Source organism: Mycolicibacterium elephantis DSM 44368 (assembly GCF_004014805.1).
GTDB lineage: Bacteria > Actinomycetota > Actinomycetes > Mycobacteriales > Mycobacteriaceae > Mycobacterium > Mycobacterium elephantis.
Map to the genome: position 1 here is coordinate 1 of NZ_ATDN01000023.1, position 16,567 is coordinate 16,567.

General features: G+C 66.7%; 16 protein-coding genes. 13 read left to right on the forward strand and 3 right to left on the reverse strand.

What is annotated here, in order from left to right; translation table 11 throughout:
* Positions 1–114: 114 nt before the first annotated feature.
* The 8 genes from MELE44368_RS16065 to MELE44368_RS16105 all read left to right on the forward strand — a co-directional run bounded on the left by MELE44368_RS16065 (position 115) and on the right by MELE44368_RS16105 (position 8,825).
* Positions 115–1,746: a glycosyltransferase family 87 protein gene (locus MELE44368_RS16065; RefSeq protein WP_128109390.1), complete on the forward strand. Its 1,632-nt coding sequence runs from the start codon at positions 115–117 to the stop codon at positions 1,744–1,746.
* A gap of 234 nt (positions 1,747–1,980) precedes the next feature.
* Entirely contained in the window at positions 1,981–2,271 is a 291-nt protein-coding gene (rpsF, locus tag MELE44368_RS16070; protein WP_128109391.1) for a 30S ribosomal protein S6, read from the forward strand.
* Positions 2,272–2,362: 91 nt separating this feature from the next.
* Positions 2,363–2,863: a single-stranded DNA-binding protein gene (locus tag MELE44368_RS16075; RefSeq protein ID WP_128109392.1), complete on the forward strand. Its 501-nt coding sequence runs from the start codon at positions 2,363–2,365 to the stop codon at positions 2,861–2,863.
* A gap of 38 nt (positions 2,864–2,901) precedes the next feature.
* Positions 2,902–3,156, forward strand: a complete 255-nt coding sequence (gene rpsR / locus MELE44368_RS16080) for a 30S ribosomal protein S18 (RefSeq protein WP_046752314.1) — start codon at positions 2,902–2,904, stop codon at positions 3,154–3,156.
* 12 nt (positions 3,157–3,168) lie between these two features.
* Positions 3,169–3,627: a 50S ribosomal protein L9 gene (gene rplI, locus MELE44368_RS16085; RefSeq protein WP_046752313.1), complete on the forward strand. Its 459-nt coding sequence runs from the start codon at positions 3,169–3,171 to the stop codon at positions 3,625–3,627.
* A gap of 484 nt (positions 3,628–4,111) precedes the next feature.
* Entirely contained in the window at positions 4,112–6,769 is a 2,658-nt protein-coding gene (locus MELE44368_RS16090; protein WP_128109393.1) for a replicative DNA helicase, read from the forward strand.
* Between the two features lie 394 nt (positions 6,770–7,163).
* On the forward strand, positions 7,164–7,604 hold the full coding sequence (arr, locus tag MELE44368_RS16100; protein WP_206613782.1) for an NAD(+)--rifampin ADP-ribosyltransferase: 441 nt from the start codon (positions 7,164–7,166) through the stop codon (positions 7,602–7,604).
* A gap of 108 nt (positions 7,605–7,712) precedes the next feature.
* Complete coding sequence (locus MELE44368_RS16105) at positions 7,713–8,825, forward strand: coiled-coil domain-containing protein (RefSeq protein ID WP_128109568.1); 1,113 nt, start codon at positions 7,713–7,715, stop codon at positions 8,823–8,825.
* A 10-nt stretch (positions 8,826–8,835) separates the two neighbouring features.
* Here MELE44368_RS16105 and MELE44368_RS16110 read toward each other — a convergent pair whose 3' ends face one another.
* Positions 8,836–9,597, reverse strand: coding sequence for a DUF1906 domain-containing protein (locus MELE44368_RS16110; protein ID WP_241566663.1), 762 nt, complete (start codon positions 9,595–9,597; stop codon positions 8,836–8,838).
* 135 nt (positions 9,598–9,732) lie between these two features.
* On the opposite strand from MELE44368_RS16110, the gene MELE44368_RS16115 reads away from it, so the two are divergent.
* The 4 genes from MELE44368_RS16115 to MELE44368_RS16130 all read left to right on the forward strand — a co-directional run bounded on the left by MELE44368_RS16115 (position 9,733) and on the right by MELE44368_RS16130 (position 12,849).
* Positions 9,733–10,170 carry a hypothetical protein gene (locus tag MELE44368_RS16115; RefSeq protein WP_128109396.1) on the forward strand — a complete coding sequence of 146 codons (438 nt, stop codon included), beginning with the start codon at positions 9,733–9,735 and terminating at the stop codon, positions 10,168–10,170.
* 55 nt (positions 10,171–10,225) lie between these two features.
* Positions 10,226–10,690: a DUF4262 domain-containing protein gene (locus MELE44368_RS16120; RefSeq protein ID WP_128109397.1), complete on the forward strand. Its 465-nt coding sequence runs from the start codon at positions 10,226–10,228 to the stop codon at positions 10,688–10,690.
* 53 nt (positions 10,691–10,743) lie between these two features.
* Positions 10,744–11,364, forward strand: coding sequence for a TenA family protein (locus MELE44368_RS16125; protein WP_128109398.1), 621 nt, complete (start codon positions 10,744–10,746; stop codon positions 11,362–11,364).
* Between the two features lie 96 nt (positions 11,365–11,460).
* Positions 11,461–12,849, forward strand: a complete 1,389-nt coding sequence (locus MELE44368_RS16130; RefSeq protein ID WP_128109399.1) for an oxygenase MpaB family protein — start codon at positions 11,461–11,463, stop codon at positions 12,847–12,849.
* Here MELE44368_RS16130 and MELE44368_RS16135 read toward each other — a convergent pair.
* Both MELE44368_RS16135 and MELE44368_RS16140 read right to left on the reverse strand, forming a co-directional pair.
* The gene (locus tag MELE44368_RS16135; protein WP_128109569.1) at positions 12,839–13,753 is read right to left on the reverse strand and encodes a winged helix-turn-helix transcriptional regulator; all 915 of its coding nucleotides are present in this window, start codon (positions 13,751–13,753) and stop codon (positions 12,839–12,841) included. The two genes, MELE44368_RS16130 and MELE44368_RS16135, sit on opposite strands and share 11 nt — an antisense overlap.
* Before the next feature lie 32 nt (positions 13,754–13,785).
* The gene (locus MELE44368_RS16140) at positions 13,786–15,276 is read right to left on the reverse strand and encodes a carotenoid oxygenase family protein (protein ID WP_128109400.1); all 1,491 of its coding nucleotides are present in this window, start codon (positions 15,274–15,276) and stop codon (positions 13,786–13,788) included.
* Positions 15,277–15,330: 54 nt separating this feature from the next.
* On the opposite strand from MELE44368_RS16140, the gene MELE44368_RS16145 reads away from it, so the two are divergent.
* The gene (locus MELE44368_RS16145; protein ID WP_128109401.1) at positions 15,331–16,548 is read left to right on the forward strand and encodes an acetyl-CoA acetyltransferase; all 1,218 of its coding nucleotides are present in this window, start codon (positions 15,331–15,333) and stop codon (positions 16,546–16,548) included.
* Positions 16,549–16,567 lie beyond the last annotated feature (19 nt).

The window sequence follows — 16,567 nt, forward strand, 5'->3', positions numbered from 1 at the left end:
CGGCCAGCCCGCGCCTGTCGGCCAGCCCGCGCCTGTCGGCCAGCCCGCGCCCGTCGGTCCCGCACCGCCGCCGCCGGGGCAGCAAGGGCCCCCGCCCGGTCCGCTGCCGCCCCCGTGAGCGAACCCGACCTCGAATCGCCGGCCCGGCTCGCTGATGTCGAATCGCCGGCCCCGCTGGCAGAAGATAGGCGGAGCTTCGACCAACGCGACCTGCCCAGCCGTACCGACACGATCGGCGCCGCGCTCGCGGAGGTGATCGGCGGACCCGTCGGCAAGCACGCGCTGATCGGCAGGCAACGGTTCCTGACACCGCTGCGGGTGATGCTGATCATCGCGCTGGTGTTTCTGGCGCTGGGGTATTCGACGAAGGCCGCGTGCCTACAGACCACGGGCACCGGCACCGCCGATCAGCGCGTCGGCAACTGGGAAAACCAGCGCGCCTATTACCAGCTGTGCTACTCGGACACGGTGCCGCTCTACACCGCGGAACTGTTGAACCTCGGGAAGTTTCCGTACAAGTCGAGCTGGATAGAGAAGGACGCCACCGGCCAACCCCACATCCAGTACGACGGCAACATCGCCGTGCGCTACATGGAGTATCCGGTGCTCACCGGGCTCTACCAGTACGTGTCGATGGCGTTGGCCAAGACCTACACGGCGTTGACCAAGCTGGTGTCGGTGCCGGTCATCGCCGAGGTGGTGATGTTCTTCAACATCGCGGCGTTCGGGCTGGCGCTCGCGTGGCTGGTGACCGTGTGGGCGGCGTCGCAGCTGGCCGGTCCGCGCCGGATCTGGGACGCCGCGCTGGTGGCCGCGTCGCCGTTGCTCATCTTCCAGGTCTTCACGAACTTCGATGCCCTTGCAACGGCTTTCGCGACCGGTGCGCTGTTGGCGTGGGCCCGGCGAAGACCGGTGCTGGCCGGAGCGCTGATCGGGTTGGGGGTGGCGGCCAAGCTCTATCCGCTGCTGCTGCTCGGGCCGCTGGCCGTGCTCGCGGTGCGCACCGGCAGGCTGCGCGAAGTCGGCAAGACCGCGCTGTCGGCCTTCGTGGTGTGGCTGTTGGTGAACCTGCCGATCATGATGTTGTTCCCGCGGGGCTGGTCGGAGTTCTTCCGGCTCAACACCCGGCGCGGCGACGACATGGACTCGCTGTACAACGTGGTGAAGTCGTTCACCGGCTGGCGCGGGTTCGATCCCGACCTCGGCTTCTGGCAGCCGCCGACGGTGACCAACACGGTGTCGGCGATCCTGTTCCTATCCTGTTGTGTCGCAATCGCTTACATCGCGTTGACCGCCCGACACCGGCCGCGGGTGATGCAGCTGGCGTTCCTGGTGGTGGCGGCGTTCCTGCTGACGAACAAGGTGTGGAGTCCGCAGTTCTCACTGTGGCTGGTGCCGCTGGCCGTGCTGGCGTTGCCGCACCGGCGCATTCTGCTGGCGTGGATGACGATCGACGCGCTTGTGTGGGTGCCACGGATGTTGTACCTCTACGGCGAGGAGAACCGCGGGCTGCCCGAACAGTGGTTCACCGCAACGGTGTTGCTGCGCGACATCGCCGTCGTTGCCTTGTGCGCGCTGGTGATCCGCCAGATCTACCGGCCCGAGCTGGATCTGGTGCGGACCCGTGGTGAGGTCGACGACCCGGCCGGCGGGGTGTTCGACCGCGCGCCGGACAATCCGCCGCGGTGGCTCCCGGACTGGCTTCGACCAGACCGCGAGCGGTCTCGCGTGCGCGTTCCCGCTTAGCTGAGCGCGTTTCACCCGCGACTCGCAACCGAAGCCCGCGAGTTCTGCGTGAGGGTCGTGCAAATCGCTCGTGCGCAGCCCTGGCGCAGAAATGGGCGAAACATCGGGCCCAGCCATCGCCGATTTCGCAGATCAGCGGGGTTTCCTGTAGCCTGGCTCGGTTACCGACGCAGGTGACCCTCCTGCCACGGAGCGTCCGTGGCCGACTAGACCGTAGGAGGTGATGAGGTCTTCATGCGTCCATACGAAATCATGGTCATTCTCGACCCCACCCTCGACGAGCGCACCGTAGCTCCGTCGCTGGAAGCATTCCTCAACGTGGTACGCAAGGACGGCGGCACCGTCGACAAGGTCGACATCTGGGGCCGGCGCCGTCTCGCGTACGAGATCGCCAAGCACGCCGAAGGCATCTATGCCGTCATCGACGTGAAGGCTCAACCCGCGACCGTGTCGGAGCTGGATCGCCAGCTCAACCTGAACGAGTCCGTCCTGCGGACCAAGGTCATGCGGACGGACAAGGACTAGTCCCGAAGAACAGGCTGTAGGCGTCGGAGTGCTTCCGTAGGCTCGCCTGCGACCGCTCGCAGCCTTACACCGCCAATCCCAGGAGGACATCGTGGCAGGTGACACCATCATCACCGTCGTGGGAAACCTGACCGCCGACCCCGAACTGCGCTTCACGCCGTCCGGTGCCGCGGTCGCCAACTTCACCGTCGCGTCGACGCCGCGCATCTACGACCGCCAGAGCGGGGAGTGGCGAGACGGCGAGGCGCTGTTCCTGCGGTGCAACATCTGGCGTGAGGCCGCCGAGAACGTGGCTGAGAGCTTGACCCGCGGTACGCGGGTGATCGTGCAGGGCCGGCTCAAGCAGCGGTCGTTCGAGACCCGCGAGGGCGAGAAGCGCACGGTGGTCGAGCTCGAGGTCGACGAGATCGGCCCCTCGCTGCGGTACGCGACGGCCAAGGTGAACAAGGCCAGCCGCAGCGGCGGTGGCGGCGGAGGCTTCGGCGGTGGCGGCGGAGGTGCACGCCCGGCCGAGCAGCCCAAGGACGACCCGTGGGGCAGCGCGCCCGCGACCGGCTCCTTCGCCGGCGCCGACGACGAGCCGCCCTTCTGACACACAACTGATCAAGCAATAGCAAGAAAGAGATAGACATGGCCAAGTCGAACAAGCGGCGGCCGGCGCCCGAGAAGCCGGTCAAGACCCGCAAGTGCGTGTTCTGCTCCAAGAAGGGGCAGGTCATCGACTACAAGGACACCGCGTTGCTGCGCACCTACATCAGTGAGCGCGGCAAGATCCGCGCCCGCCGCGTGACGGGCAACTGTGTACAGCACCAGCGCGACATCGCCGTCGCAGTCAAGAACGCCCGCGAGGTGGCGCTGCTGCCGTTCACCTCGTCGGCGCGATAAGAGGACGACAGAATGAAACTGATTCTCACCGCCGATGTGGACCACCTCGGTTCGACGGGCGACATCGTGGAGGTCAAGGACGGCTACGGCCGTAACTTCCTGCTGCCCCGCAAGCTGGCCATCGTGGCCACCCGGGGCGCCGAGAAGCAGGCCGAGGCGATCCGGCGCGCCCGCGAAGCCAAGAGCATCAAGAGCCTGGAGCATGCCGGCGAGTTGAAGGCCGCCATCGAGAACCTGGGCCCGGTGGAGCTGTCGGTCAAGGCGGCACCGGACACCGGCAAGTTGTTCGGGTCGGTGACGCCGGCCGCCGTCGTCACCGCCATCAAGAACGCGGGCGGGCCGAACCTGGACAAGCGGACGGTCCGGATGCCCAAGGCGCACATCAAGACGACGGGCACCCACGAGATCGAGGTGCGTCTGCACCCCGAGGTCGAGGCCTCGGTGTCGCTGAACGTCGTCGCCGCGCACTAGCGCCAGCGTCAATACGGCCGGGTGAGGGCTTGATCAGCCTCCACCCGGCCGTTGCTGTCTGTGCTGGCGAACTTTGCGGCCCTCTGCTCGACAGCGAAGACAACCGGCTGTTAACCGGCCCGTCTTCGGCTCGACACACAACACGCCCGAAACCGCAACCCGGCACGACACGCCGAAGGAATTGTCATCCACAGATTCACATCCCTGCTGTGGTGCGCTTGCCTGCGGAAATGTATTCAACGAAGGTGTTAGTCCACAGGTTCTCCCCAGCCCGTCAACATGGGGAAAGCGAGCTATCCACACACCATGCACAGGTCTATGAACAGCCCCCCTTTGCCTCGCCTCCAGCAACGTCTAGCGTGAGCCGTCGCGGGGCAGTCCCGGCGGGGACACGGCGAAGTTTTGTCGGAGGGCGGTCCTACGGTTGCGGTACCAGGTATCGAATGTGAGTTCGAGCGTCGGGCGAGGGGAGGTGCAGCGCTAGGTGGCTGTTGTAGACGACCTCGGACATTCGGGCATGGATGTGCCGCCGCCGAGCGAAGACTTCGGCCGTCAACCTCCCCAGGACGCAGCTGCCGAACAGGCAGTGCTCGGGGGCATGCTGCTGAGCAAGGACGCCATCGCCGACGTGCTGGAGCGGCTGCGTCCGGGCGACTTCTACCGGCCCGCCCACCAGAACATCTACGACGCGGTCCTGGACCTCTACGGCCGCGGTGAGCCCGCCGATGCGGTGACGGTGGCCGCGGAGCTGGATCGGCGTGGGTTGTTGCGCCGGATCGGCGGAGCGCCGTATCTGCACACGTTGATCTCGACGGTGCCGACGGCAGCCAACGCGGGCTACTACGCGGGCATCGTGGCGGAGAAGGCGCTGCTGCGTCGCCTCGTGGAGGCCGGCACGCGGGTGGTGCAGTACGGCTATGCCGGCGCGGAGGGCGCCGACGTCGCCGAGATCGTGGACCGCGCCCAGTCCGAGATCTACGACGTCACCGAACGGCGAATGGCCGAGGACTTCGTGCCGCTCGAGGACCTGCTGCAGCCGACAATGGACGAGATCGACGCGATCGCCTCGCAGGGCGGTCTGGCCCGCGGGGTGCCGACGGGCTTCTTCGAACTCGACGAGGTCACCAACGGTCTGCATCCGGGCCAGATGATCATCATCGCGGCCAGGCCGGGCGTGGGGAAATCGACGCTAGGACTGGATTTTTTACGGTCATGCTCGATCAAGCACCAGATGGCCAGCATCATCTTCAGCCTGGAAATGAGCCGGTCAGAAATCGTGATGCGGCTGCTGTCGGCGGAGGCGAAAATCAAGCTGGCCGACATGCGGTCGGGCCGGATGAGCGACGATGACTGGACCCGGCTCGCGCGGCGGATGAGCGAAATCAGCGAAGCGCCTTTGTATATCGACGATTCGCCGAACCTGACCATGATGGAGATCCGCGCCAAGGCGCGTCGGCTCTCGCAGCGGGCCGGGCTGAAGCTGATCGTCGTCGATTACATGCAGCTGATGACGTCGGGCAAGAAGTACGAGTCCCGCCAGCAAGAGGTGTCGGACTTCTCGCGAAGCCTGAAACTGATGGCCAAAGAACTCGACGTCCCAGTGGTGGCGATCAGCCAGCTGAACCGCGGCCCGGAACAGCGCACCGACAAGAAGCCGATGATCTCGGACCTGCGCGAGTCGGGATGTCTGACGGCCAACACGCGCATCCTGCGGGCGGACATCGGTGCTGAGGTGACCTTCGGCGAGCTGATGCGCACAGGCGAGCGCCCGCTGGTGTGGTCGCTGGATGAGCGCAAGCGCATGGTCGCACGGCCGATGACCAACGTGTTCTACAGCGGGCACAAGGAAGTGTTCAAGGTGCGGCTCGCGTCGGGACGTGTGGTGGAGGCGACGGCGAACCATCCGTTCATGACACTTGACGGATGGACCCCGTTGGGGGAGTTGACGGTTGGCGACCGAGTGGCGGTGCCGCGGCGGGTTCCGGAGCCGGTACAGACGCAGCGGATGGACGACTCCGAAGTGATCCTGCTGGCGCACATGATCGGCGACGGTTCCTGCGTGACGAATCAGCCGATCCGCTACGCAAGCATCGACGAGGAGAACCTTCTTGCGGTGACCAAGGCGGCCCGGCACTTCGGCGTGACCGCCATTCGCGACGAATTCCCTGCGGCGCGGGTGACGACGCTACGTCTACCGGCGCCGTACCACTTGACCCACGGCAAGCGAAACCCGATCGCCGCATGGCTGGACAAACTGGGACTGTTCGGTAAGCGCAGCTACGAGAAATTCGTTCCCGCAGGGGTTTTCGCACTGCCAAACGATCAGATCGCACTGTTTCTACGGCATCTGTGGGCGACCGACGGATGTGTTCATTGGGACGCGAAACATAAGCAGGCGCGGATCTACTATGCATCGACGAGCCGGCGTCTCGTCGACGATGTAAGCCAACTTCTGCTACGGGTCGGAGTCTTCGGCCGCATCAAGCGCACCAAGAAGGCCGGCTATCGCGACTCCTGGCACCTGTACATCTACGGCGCTGATAACCAGATGCGGTTCCTCCGCAACGTCGACGTCAACGCCGAAAAGTGGTTCGCAGCACGGGAAGTACTGGCCAACCTCGAAGGAGTCCGCCGTAATACGAATCTAGATACGGGGCCCAAGGAGGTGTGGGATCTCGTGAGGGCCGGGTTGGCGGATCAGACGATGTCGCACCGGGCGTTCGCGGCGGCAATGGACACGAAGTTCTGCGGGCCGACCATGTGGAAGCATGCACCGAGCCGGGGCCGGTTACATAGAGCGTCCGCACTGCTGGACGATCGCGAGTTGCATGACCTCGCAACCAACGACGTGTTCTGGGATTCCATTGTCGAGATCACGAGCACCGGTTTGCAGGATGTCTATGACGGAACCGTAAGTGGGACACACAATTTCGTCGCGAATCTAATTAGCTTGCATAATAGTCTCGAGCAGGATGCGGATATGGTCATACTTTTGCACCGCCCGGATGCGTTCGAGCGTGACGATCCGCGCGGTGGTGAGGCGGATTTGATTATCGGCAAGCACCGCAATGGTCCAACGAAGACGATTACTGTTGCGCACCAACTGCATTTGTCTCGATTCACCAATATGGCGAAGTCATAACGCGTTACTCGTGGCGGCAGTCGAGTTGCAGCGACGATCCCACGAACAATTTTCCTGCGTCACAATCCGTTCGAACAGCGGCTATCGATCGAGAGCTTCGATTGTGGCGCGCGGCTTGGGGCCAAGCAGCGCGGCAAGTCGTGGGCTGAGATCTCGACAGGCGCCCAGCAGCGGTCCAGCTAGGCGTGCCATGGCCTGAGCCGGCAGTCGCTCTGATGGTCCGGCGATCGTCATGGATTCCGAGCACGATTGGTGGTTGCCGACAGTCGGCGGGGGGGCCGTGGTGCGGCGGAAGGGCCAGACGCGCCTCCCATCCTCACTATATGGGCAGGTGGGGGGCTTGCGGCAAGGCCCGGTAGGCGCGGCACAATCTTGCGGCCAACCAATCCGACTGATGGAGGTCCACGTGTCGAGTCCGCCGAAGCCCTTCGAGGTACACGAGTCCGGCGCATACCTGCACGGCACGAAAGCCGCCCTTCCGGTGGGCGATCTGCTCGTGCCAGGACGCGTCTCGAACTACGAGGAGGGCCGGGTCATGAACCACGTCTACGTGACGCGGACGTTGGACGCGGCCGTGTGGGGCGCCGAACTGGCCAAGGGCGACGGTCGAGGCCGTATCTACATCGTCGAACCGCTGGGCGCTGTGGAAGACGACCCGAACGTGACGGACAAGAAGCTGCCGGGCAATCCGACGCGCTCGTACCGCACGCGCGAGCCTGTGCGCATCGTCGGCGAGATCATCGACTGGACGGGGCATACCGACGAGCAGATTCAGGCGATGCGCGATGTCCTTGCCGACCTCAGACGTCGAGGCCTCGACGTCATCTACGACTAGCCCGGATCCACCACGGGTGGACATCATCAAGACCACTTCGTAACCTGTCCGGGGTCGTAAAAGCTGGACCGGAGTCGGTCCTTGCAGCGAAGGATCGTGGCAATCCAAATGGTCGGGGCGCGTCGTTCATTTCGGCGAACGGTGTGCGGTGTGGCGACCGCTGTCCTGGTGCTCGCATCGTCGTTGGGCTTATCGATGGCCGGCGTCACCGCGGACCCGGCGGATGACGCGCTGGCCAAGCTCAACGAACTCTCCAGCCAGGCGGTGCAGACGCGCGAGGCCGTCACGGCCGCACAACGCGACGTCGACGAGCGAGTGGCCGCCCAGGAGGCGGCCGAAGACCGCCGCCGCGCCGACCTCGAGGCCCTTGCCGCCGCGAACGCCCAGCTGGCGCCCTATCAGGAGGCGGTCGACCGGCTTGCGGCGATGAACTACATGGGCGGCCGCGACGGCGCGATGGTGACGGTGCTCACCGCCGCCTCGCCGCAACAGCTGATCGACCGGCTGTCGGTGCAGCGGGTGGTCGCCGCGACGACGGCCGACCAGATGAAGAACTTCAAGGCAGCATCCGAGCGCGCGGCCGCCGCCGCCCAGGCCTCGGAGAAGTCCGCCGCCGACGCGCGCGCCGCGACCGAGAAGGCTGCCGCGGTACGGGCGGACCTGCAGGCCAAGTGGAAGGAACTGCTGCGCCAGATCGCCGCCGCCGAGGCGCAGTACGCGGCGTTGACACCGCAACAACAAGCGGCGATCGACAACGCCGCCCCGCCGCCGAGTGCGCCCGCTCCGCAAGACCCCGCGATCGTCGCGATGCCCGGCCAGCCGGCCACCGACCCGGTTCCCTCGCTGGCCGCCGCCCAGATCGACATCCCCGAGGCGCTGCCCGTCGGCGTCGCGAACGAGGCCGGATTACAGCGAAACTCCGTCCTGGTCGCCCGGGCCGTCAGCGCCCGGTTCCCCCAGATCTCGACCATCGACGGGGTCCGACCGGACTCGAAGCCGTGGCATCCCCGCGGCCTGGCGATCGACATCATGATCCCCAACCACAACAGCCCCGAGGGCATCGCGCTGGGCAACGAGATCCTCGCGTACGCGATGGCCAACGCCGGCCGGTTCGGGTTACAGGACGTGATCTGGCGTGGCACCTACTACACGCCGGCCGGTCCGCAAGCGTCGGGTTACGGCCATTTCGACCACGTGCACATCACCACGTTGCCGCGCTGACTTGCGCCCGTCAGGGATGAAAGTTCCACTGGCCGCAATCCTGGGCCAGCACATCGTTGACGTCGACGCGGATGCCGCCGACCACCGGTCCCGGATTCGATGCCGTGTCGATGATGCGCTGGTAGAGCACCGCGCCGGGGAAGACCTGCCCGTTCGACCAGGACCGGGTCTGCCAGGCCCAGACCCGCCCGGGCGTGCGTGACTTGCCGATGACACCGTCGGCGGCCGCCCACTGGCAGGCCTTGATGCCCCCGTAGATACCGGTGCGCTGCACGCCGATCACCGAGTTGATGCCCCGGAACCAGGGCAGCACCAGGTCGTTCCAGGCTTGGCGGTCGATGTCGTCGTCGACGCTGAAGTAGATCGGGGCGCTCTTACCGCCGCCCGCCGCGGTATGCAGGTGCCAGCCGGTGCGCGCGTCGGCCACGCCGCCGGGATATCCGCGGGTGAAATCCGACGGGGCCGTCCCGCCCGGCTTGCCGTACTGGTAGTTGCTGACGATCACCAAACCGGCCGCGGACAGCGACCGCGCGTAGGGCAGCGTGATCGGCTTGGCGCCGAACGACGAGCCGGGCCGTGAGGTCGAGACGTAGTTGATCACCCCGGCGTGGCCCGCGCCCCGGATGGCCTCCGCCGGAATCTGGCGCATGGCGTAGTCGATCAGCGTGGGAGCGGCGGCCGCCGCCGCAGGCGCCTGCTTACCCGCTGCCATACCGAGGCCGGCCAGTGCGGAGACCGCGGCAGCGCAGCGCAGAGCGTCGCGCCGGGAGATCTGCACCGCGCGAAGTTACCAAAGTGACTGCCGTGACAGGCGTGTCGACGCGCGGACGACGCCGGTTTGTATTCGATTCGTTGCATATACCCTGCGGGTGGCTAACGCCGTCGTCGCCGGCGCCGATGACAGGGCGTGACCTTGCTCCGTGTTGCCGAGGCCCTCGCGGTCGCCTTGACCGCACCCTGGGCGTCGGTGACGACCGCCCGGGCCGACGCGTTCGCGCAGCTCGGTGCGGTTCCGGTGGTCGCCTCGCCCACGTGCGCGGGAACCGTCAGCGCCGACGCCCAGGTGACACCGGTGCAGGTCGACGACCGAGTCGAGAACGGCGTCCGCGTCGCGATCCACTACGACGCCGGCGTCTACGACGGTTCGTGCGCGCTGACGGTGACCGCCTCATGGGCCAACCTCGACACCGGCGCATCGGGAAGCGACGACATCACCGCGGTCTCGACCATCGACGGCCACTACGGGTTCATCGGCTACGCCAACACCACACTCCCCACCGGGACCGGCACGGTCGTCGTCACGCTCAGTACGCACCCGGGTGCGGAGATGCGGATGACCATCTGAGCTTGTCGGTGGCCGCGCGCATGCTGGTCGCACCTACGAGAGAAGGGTGCGCACCATGTGCTGGCGATGCGACAACCCCGACAGGCCCATCGAGGACTATCTGGACGAACTGTGGGCCATCATCAGGGACCACGGCTGGGCGGTCCAGTTCGTCGAAGACGAGAAACGGCCCTTCGCGTACACCATCGGCCTGCACGACCTGGGTGTGCCGGAACTGCTGATCAGCGGTGTGTCACCTGGAGGGGCTACGCACGTGTTGAACTCCGTGGCGCGCAGGATGATCGGCGATGCCATGGTGCTGGTCCCAGCGATGCGCATCGACTGCCAGGACGGTCCCCTCATCGAAGTCGTCGAGGTCGAGCACCCCGACGTGCACCTGACGTTCGCGATCAGACTGTTCGGCCCGCAGGTTCGCGCGCTCCAACTGGTGTGGGCCGACGAGCGCGGACGGTGGCCGTGGGACCCCGGCTGGCGGCACGGTCGGCGCAGCCAGCCGGTTCTCGGCCTGCGGGGCCGATGATCTCGGTCTTGCCTAAAGTGATGAGCTCGAACTGCAGAGGTGAAGGAGGCGGCATGACGCTGGCCGAGCAACTGTGGTCAGAGAACGCCGACGTGGTGGCCGAGGTGCTGGCCAACCCGTTCGTGCGCGGCATCGGAGACGGCTCGTTGGACCGCAAGCTGTTCGCCGGGTATGTCGCCCAGGACGCGTACTTCCTCGAATCCTTCGCCCGTGCCTACGCTTTGGCGCTGGCCCGCAGCCCGGACACGACGTCTCTGCTGACCTTCGCCGACCTGCTCGCGGGCGTTCGTGAGGAACTGCGGTTGCATGAGTCGTACGCGGCGTCGTGGGGCATTGACATGGCCAACGTGCAGCCCGCCCCGGCGACCCTGGCCTACACCGAGTTTCTCCTGGCCACCGCTGCGACCGGCGGTGTGGGGGTGGTGTGCGCCGCGATGACGCCCTGCATGCGGCTCTATGCCCACATCGGCACCACGCTGGACGCCGACACCGCCGGCCCGTACCGCCAATGGGTGGAAACCTACGCCGACCCCGGCTTCGAGGAAGTGGCCGCGCTGCTGGAAAAGCTGCTCGATCGACACGTCGACGACCTCGCCGCCGCGCGGGTCGCCTACCGCCGGGCAATGCGCCTGGAGCTGGCGTTCTTCGACGCGGCCCTCAATCCGGAGTCATGAGACGGGGCTGCGCGCCGGAAGCGTGATTCACATAAGGGCAGCTCCTAGGCTAACGTCGAAATCAGTGCCCTTTACTTCGCAGATGGGATTTGCCGTATGACTGTCACTGGTGAGCGTCCAGAAATCCTCCTCGAGGACGTCGAGTTCAATCGCCGCGCTCATCCCGACAAGCCGCTGCGGCCCATACCACCGGGACGCGACCATTTCGCCCCTCAGTGGCGGCACATGCGCGAGTTCATCTTCGGCGACTGGATCGACATCGACACAGAGGTCGAACCCAGCGACCTCACCCGGTTGCGCGACGACTACTTCTGGCAGGGCGACGAGTACATGGTCGGCGTGGTCGACGCGTTCGAGCGCATCGGGTATCAGCAGGGTCGGGTGTTGTTCGAGCAGGCCCTGACCCAGGGCATCGACACACTCGAGGATCCGCCGCAAGAGTTCGTCGACCTCTTCGAGCACCTGGACCAGCTGCCCGGCCAGTTCGACCTCGAAGCCGCCGAACGGGGGCGGATGGCGGCGATGTCGAGCACCATTGCCGCCACCACGATCATCCGCGGGTGGGCGTTCTATGAGACCGCGATGACCGGCGACATCTCCGCCGCGACGGGCGCCACCGGCCGGTTCGCCGACGACGGCCCTCGGCGCTTCATCGAGACCGCGCGGGTCTTCGCGGAGTTCACGTTGCCCGACATCTTCGACCGCTGGTCGGAAGCCTTCCAGGACGTGGTGCGAGTGCGGTTGATGCACGCGCTGGCCAGCCGCGGGTTGCGCCGGAAATGGGGTGACGATGTCTATCTCAAGTTCGGCGAACCCATTCCGGTGACGTCGCTGCTCGGGTTCGGCAGCGGGATGCTGCTCAGCCGGCTCATCGATCACGCGTTCGGACGCAAGCTGACCCGCCAGCAGCTCGAGGATCTCGCGGAGTACTCGTCGTTCTCCGGGCGGTTGTGGGGCGCTCCCGAGCGGCTGCAGTCCGCTGACGGTCTGGAGCTGATCAAGTCGTTGAACTACGTCCTGGCCAGGGGCGGCAACCCGTCGCCGTGGCGCGCTCAGCTCGTCGACGCCATCGCCGGTCCCGCGCACCTGATGACCCTGACCGAAACCCTCCCCGGGGTGGTCAGAAAGCTGGTCGCCCGGCACGCCAACCAGCTCACCGCCAGCATCGCGCTTGTCCCCGCCGGCGTGGTGTTCGGCTACCAACAGATCGAGGCGATGATCGAGGGGAGCCTCTTCGAGCCGCTGGGCTACAACTACCAGCGCCGGGTACAGGTCTTCGAGAACCTCGCCCGGCTCAACGTCGGCATCGCGATGCTGGCCGACCGCCTGCCGTGGTCCAATCCGATTCGCGAGCACCGCAAGAGGACCGGCGCCGCCGCGCGCGAGCGGATCGCCATGCTGGACAAGATCGCCGCAGGCAGGCAGATCCCACTGAACTTCACCAGCCACGACGGCTCGACAAAGGGTGAGGGCTTCACCGGCTAGGCGGGCCGTAGAGGTCATCGATGCGCTGCGGCGCGACGATCTCGATCGCGCTGCCCGCCAACGCCTCTGCGCACTGGTCGCAGCCCAACTCCGGAACGAACGGATGCCCACACGCGGTGTGGGCGAACAGTAACGCCGGGCCGTCCGCGGCGCCGAGATAGGTCTCACCCCAGTGGATCGACGTCGCGATGACGGGATAGAACGCCAGACCCTTTGGCGTGAGGTGATATTCGGACCAGTCCGCCCGGCCGGGATGGGCGGCGGCCTGCAGGACACCGATGTCACAGAACAGTCGTAACCGGTCGGCCACCACCGCCCCGGGTGCTGACAGCCGGCTCTGGAAGTCGGTGAATCGGCGGATGCCGAGGAAGGCGGCCCCCATGATCGCCGACGCCCACCGGTTGCCGAAGATCGCCATGGTTTCGGGAAACAGGCCCGCGTCGGCCGACGCGGCACCGCGGACGCGACGACGGGTGACGGCACGCGGGACCGAGCGCCGCCAGCCGCCGCTGGGTCCCCAGGAGGCGTCGATGTCGGAGACGTGCACCGGCTGCCGGCAGTGCCCGCACCGCAAAACCGGCGAGAAGTCCTGACCGCATCCCTGATGGCGCATGGCCGGCAACGACCGGGTGTGGTCCTCGACCCAGGTGCGCTCCCAATGCCATATCGACACCAGCACCGGCCACAGCGCCCGACAGGGTTCCGTCGGGTGGTAGTCGGCACGAGGAGGCTGGGACTGATAGATGCGACGCTCCAACAGCCCGTCGTCCACCAGCGACCGCAGCCGGTTGCTGAGCACGGCGTTGGAGATCGGCAGCGCCGCGAAGTCGGTGAAACGTCGTGCGCCCAGCAGAGATTCGCGCACGATCAACAGGGTCCACTCGTCACCGAGCAGCGCGAGCATCCGCCCTACGGCGTTGACGTCGTCGGGCCCGGTCACTGGGGCCGTGGCCAGCGGCGCAGCTCCTCGCCGGAGACCCAGGTGGAATGCGTTCCGCTGCAGATCCGTTCGGGCAGCCGCAGTTTGCACACCGGGCCGTCGCCGACCCGCGCGGCATCGAACACCAGGCAGTAGGAGGCGTCGTCGTTCATGTCCGTGGTGAGGGTGACGAGATATCCGTCGTCCTCGGCGCTCCCGCCAGGCCGCGGCGCCATCGCCGTCTCGCTGCCGAACACGCCGTCGCCGAGCGAATACCGTTCCTCGGTGCCGGTATGCAGGTCGTGTTTGACCAGACCGTCGAACAGGAACCACCCGGGTTTACCGGTGGCGGCGTAGACGTAGCGGTAGGGCCGGGTCTGGAAATCCCCGTTGAGCATGCCGAATTCGGTGAAGTTGTCGCTCAGCCGCTCTTCGGATGCGACACCGGTGGCGAGGTTGAAACGCCAGCGGTGCAGATGGGACTCGAAGCCGTCGAGCGCCAAATAGCGGAACGCTGCCTCCTCCAACGAGCGAGCACCCTCCGTCGACGGCGACGGGTTGGCCTGGAAGAACCCGTCGAGGACGATCTCGTCGCCGTCCTCGAACGCGTTGACGAAGTGCAGGGCGTAGGTCGGCGCGGCCTCGAACCACCGCACCTGCGACTGATCGCCCCGCCGGGGCAGCACCGCGAAGCGTGACGGCAGGTCGGGGTGAAAGACCGGCGCGTGAATGTCGCGCTTGAGCAGGGACGGTTCCCAGAACAGCGGGAAGTCGTTGAGGATCACGTAGTTCTCGGTGAACGCCATGTCGTGCGGCATCCGCGGCCCCGGAAGCGGGATGTCGGTGTGGTGCACCAGGTTGGCGTCCTTGTCGACCACGCCGTAGCGCAGATACGGCGCTTGTTTGCTGTAGCTGAAGAACAGCAGCTCGCCGGTGACGGGATCGACCTTGGGGTGCGCCGAGACACCCCACGCCGGGAACTTTCCGTGCCAGGTCTCCTTGCCGATGGTGTCGGCGGTGTAGGGGTCGACCTGGTAGAGGTCACCGCACAGGTAGAAGCTGGTCAGCGCCATCCCGCGGTGCACGATCACGTCGGTGCTGGACGCGTCCTTCATGCGGGTGCGCGCGCCCCAACCGTCGTCGCGTTTGGCGGTGGCGGGCATCTCGATGAACCCCGCCCACAGTGAGCCGCCGGCTTCCTGCTCGGCGAGTAAGCCATCGGTGCGCACAAACCTGTTGCGGTAGTGGGCTTTTCCATTGCCGAACTCGACGATGTGGATCATCCCGTCGCCGTCGAACGGGTGGTAGTTCGTGATCGGCGGATGCAGGGGATTCTCGGTGTTGCGCAGATACATCCCGTCCAGGTCGGCGGGCACCTCGCCCTCGACGACGTCGAGGTCGTCGGCGCTCCACTCGTTCACCTGGGGCCGCCACGGACCGGAACGATAGGGATGGTCGTCATCGCTCGGCAGCGTCGAGGTCCACGTATCCAGCAGCCGTACCCGCATATCCGCGGAAACTACAGTTGACAGAGTGACTCTGTCAACTGAACCATAACCCTCATGACGAACGTGTGGATCCTCGGCGGCTACCGGACCGACTTCGCCCGCAACCTCACCCGGGAGGGCGGCGCATTCGCCGACCTGACCGACGAGGTGGTGCACGGCACGCTGACCTCCGCCAGGGTGGACGCGTCCGCTGTCCAGGTCATCCACGTCGGCAACGCCTTCGGCGAATTGTTCGCTGCCCAAGGGCATCTCGGTGCGATGCCCGCCACCGTCGACAGCGCGCTGTGGGGAGTGCCTGCGGCGCGCCACGAGGCGGCGTGCGCGTCCGGCAGCATCGCGGCGCTGGCCGCCATGGCGGATCTGCGGTCGGGGGCCTACGACGTGGCGTTGGTGGTGGGTCTGGAACTGGAGAAGACCGTGCCCGGCGACGTCGGGGCGGCCCATCTGGCCGCGGCCGGGTGGACCGGGCACGACGACCCCGGCGCCACGAACATGTGGGCGGACACCTTCTCCCGGGTGGCCGACGAGTACGACCGCCGCTACGGCATCGACGACGCGCATCTGCGCGCGATCGCCACGCTCAACTACGCCAACGCCCGTCGCAATCCCCATGCGCAGACCCGCAATTGGCAAATTCCCGACCTCGCCGCCGACGGAGACGACGACGAGGTCAACCCGCGCGTCGACGGTCGGCTGCGCCGCTACGACTGCAGTCAGCTCACCGACGGAGGGGCCGGCCTGGTGCTGGTCTCCGACCGCTACCTGCGCGATCACCCCAGCACCCGGCCGATCGGGCGCATCGACGGCTGGGGGCATCGCACCGTCGGTCTGGGGCTGCAGCAGAAACTGGATCGCGACGCCGACCCGCCGTACGTGATGCCCCACGTGCGCGACGCGGTGCACGACGCGTTCCGCCGGGCCGAGGTCACGCTGGACGGCGTCGACGGCTTCGAGGTCCACGACTGCTTCACGCCCAGCGAGTACCTGGCCATCGACCACATCGGGCTGACCGGGCCGGGGGAATCGTGGAAGGCCGTCGAGAACGGCGAGATCGAGATCGACGGCCGGCTGCCGGTGAACCCCAGCGGCGGGCTGATCGGGGGTGGACATCCGGTGGGCGCCACGGGTATTCGCATGCTCGTCGACGCTGCCAGGCAGGTCAGCGGCGCGGCGGGGGACTATCAGGTCGAGGGTGCGCGCCGGTTCGCCACGCTCAACATCGGCGGCAGCACCGCCACCACGGTCAGCTTCGTCGTGTCGGCAGGGGGTTGACAACGTACAACCAATCGGT

Excerpts from the sequence above, each read along its gene's own strand:
- MELE44368_RS16120 (WP_128109397.1), top strand. The coding sequence starts at position 10,226 with ATGTGCTGGCGATGCGACAACCCCGACAGGCCCATCGAGGACTATCTG.
- rpsF (WP_128109391.1), top strand. The coding sequence starts at position 1,981 with ATGCGTCCATACGAAATCATGGTCATTCTCGACCCCACCCTCGACGAG.
- rplI (WP_046752313.1), top strand. The coding sequence starts at position 3,169 with ATGAAACTGATTCTCACCGCCGATGTGGACCACCTCGGTTCGACGGGC.
- MELE44368_RS16125 (WP_128109398.1), top strand. The coding sequence starts at position 10,744 with ATGACGCTGGCCGAGCAACTGTGGTCAGAGAACGCCGACGTGGTGGCC.
- MELE44368_RS16140 (WP_128109400.1), bottom strand. The coding sequence starts at position 15,276 with ATGCGGGTACGGCTGCTGGATACGTGGACCTCGACGCTGCCGAGCGAT.
- arr (WP_206613782.1), top strand. The coding sequence starts at position 7,164 with ATGGAGGTCCACGTGTCGAGTCCGCCGAAGCCCTTCGAGGTACACGAG.
- MELE44368_RS16130 (WP_128109399.1), top strand. The coding sequence starts at position 11,461 with ATGACTGTCACTGGTGAGCGTCCAGAAATCCTCCTCGAGGACGTCGAG.
- MELE44368_RS16145 (WP_128109401.1), top strand. The coding sequence starts at position 15,331 with ATGACGAACGTGTGGATCCTCGGCGGCTACCGGACCGACTTCGCCCGC.
- rpsR (WP_046752314.1), top strand. The coding sequence starts at position 2,902 with ATGGCCAAGTCGAACAAGCGGCGGCCGGCGCCCGAGAAGCCGGTCAAG.
- MELE44368_RS16105 (WP_128109568.1), top strand. The coding sequence starts at position 7,713 with ATGGTCGGGGCGCGTCGTTCATTTCGGCGAACGGTGTGCGGTGTGGCG.
- MELE44368_RS16135 (WP_128109569.1), bottom strand. The coding sequence starts at position 13,753 with ATGCTCGCGCTGCTCGGTGACGAGTGGACCCTGTTGATCGTGCGCGAA.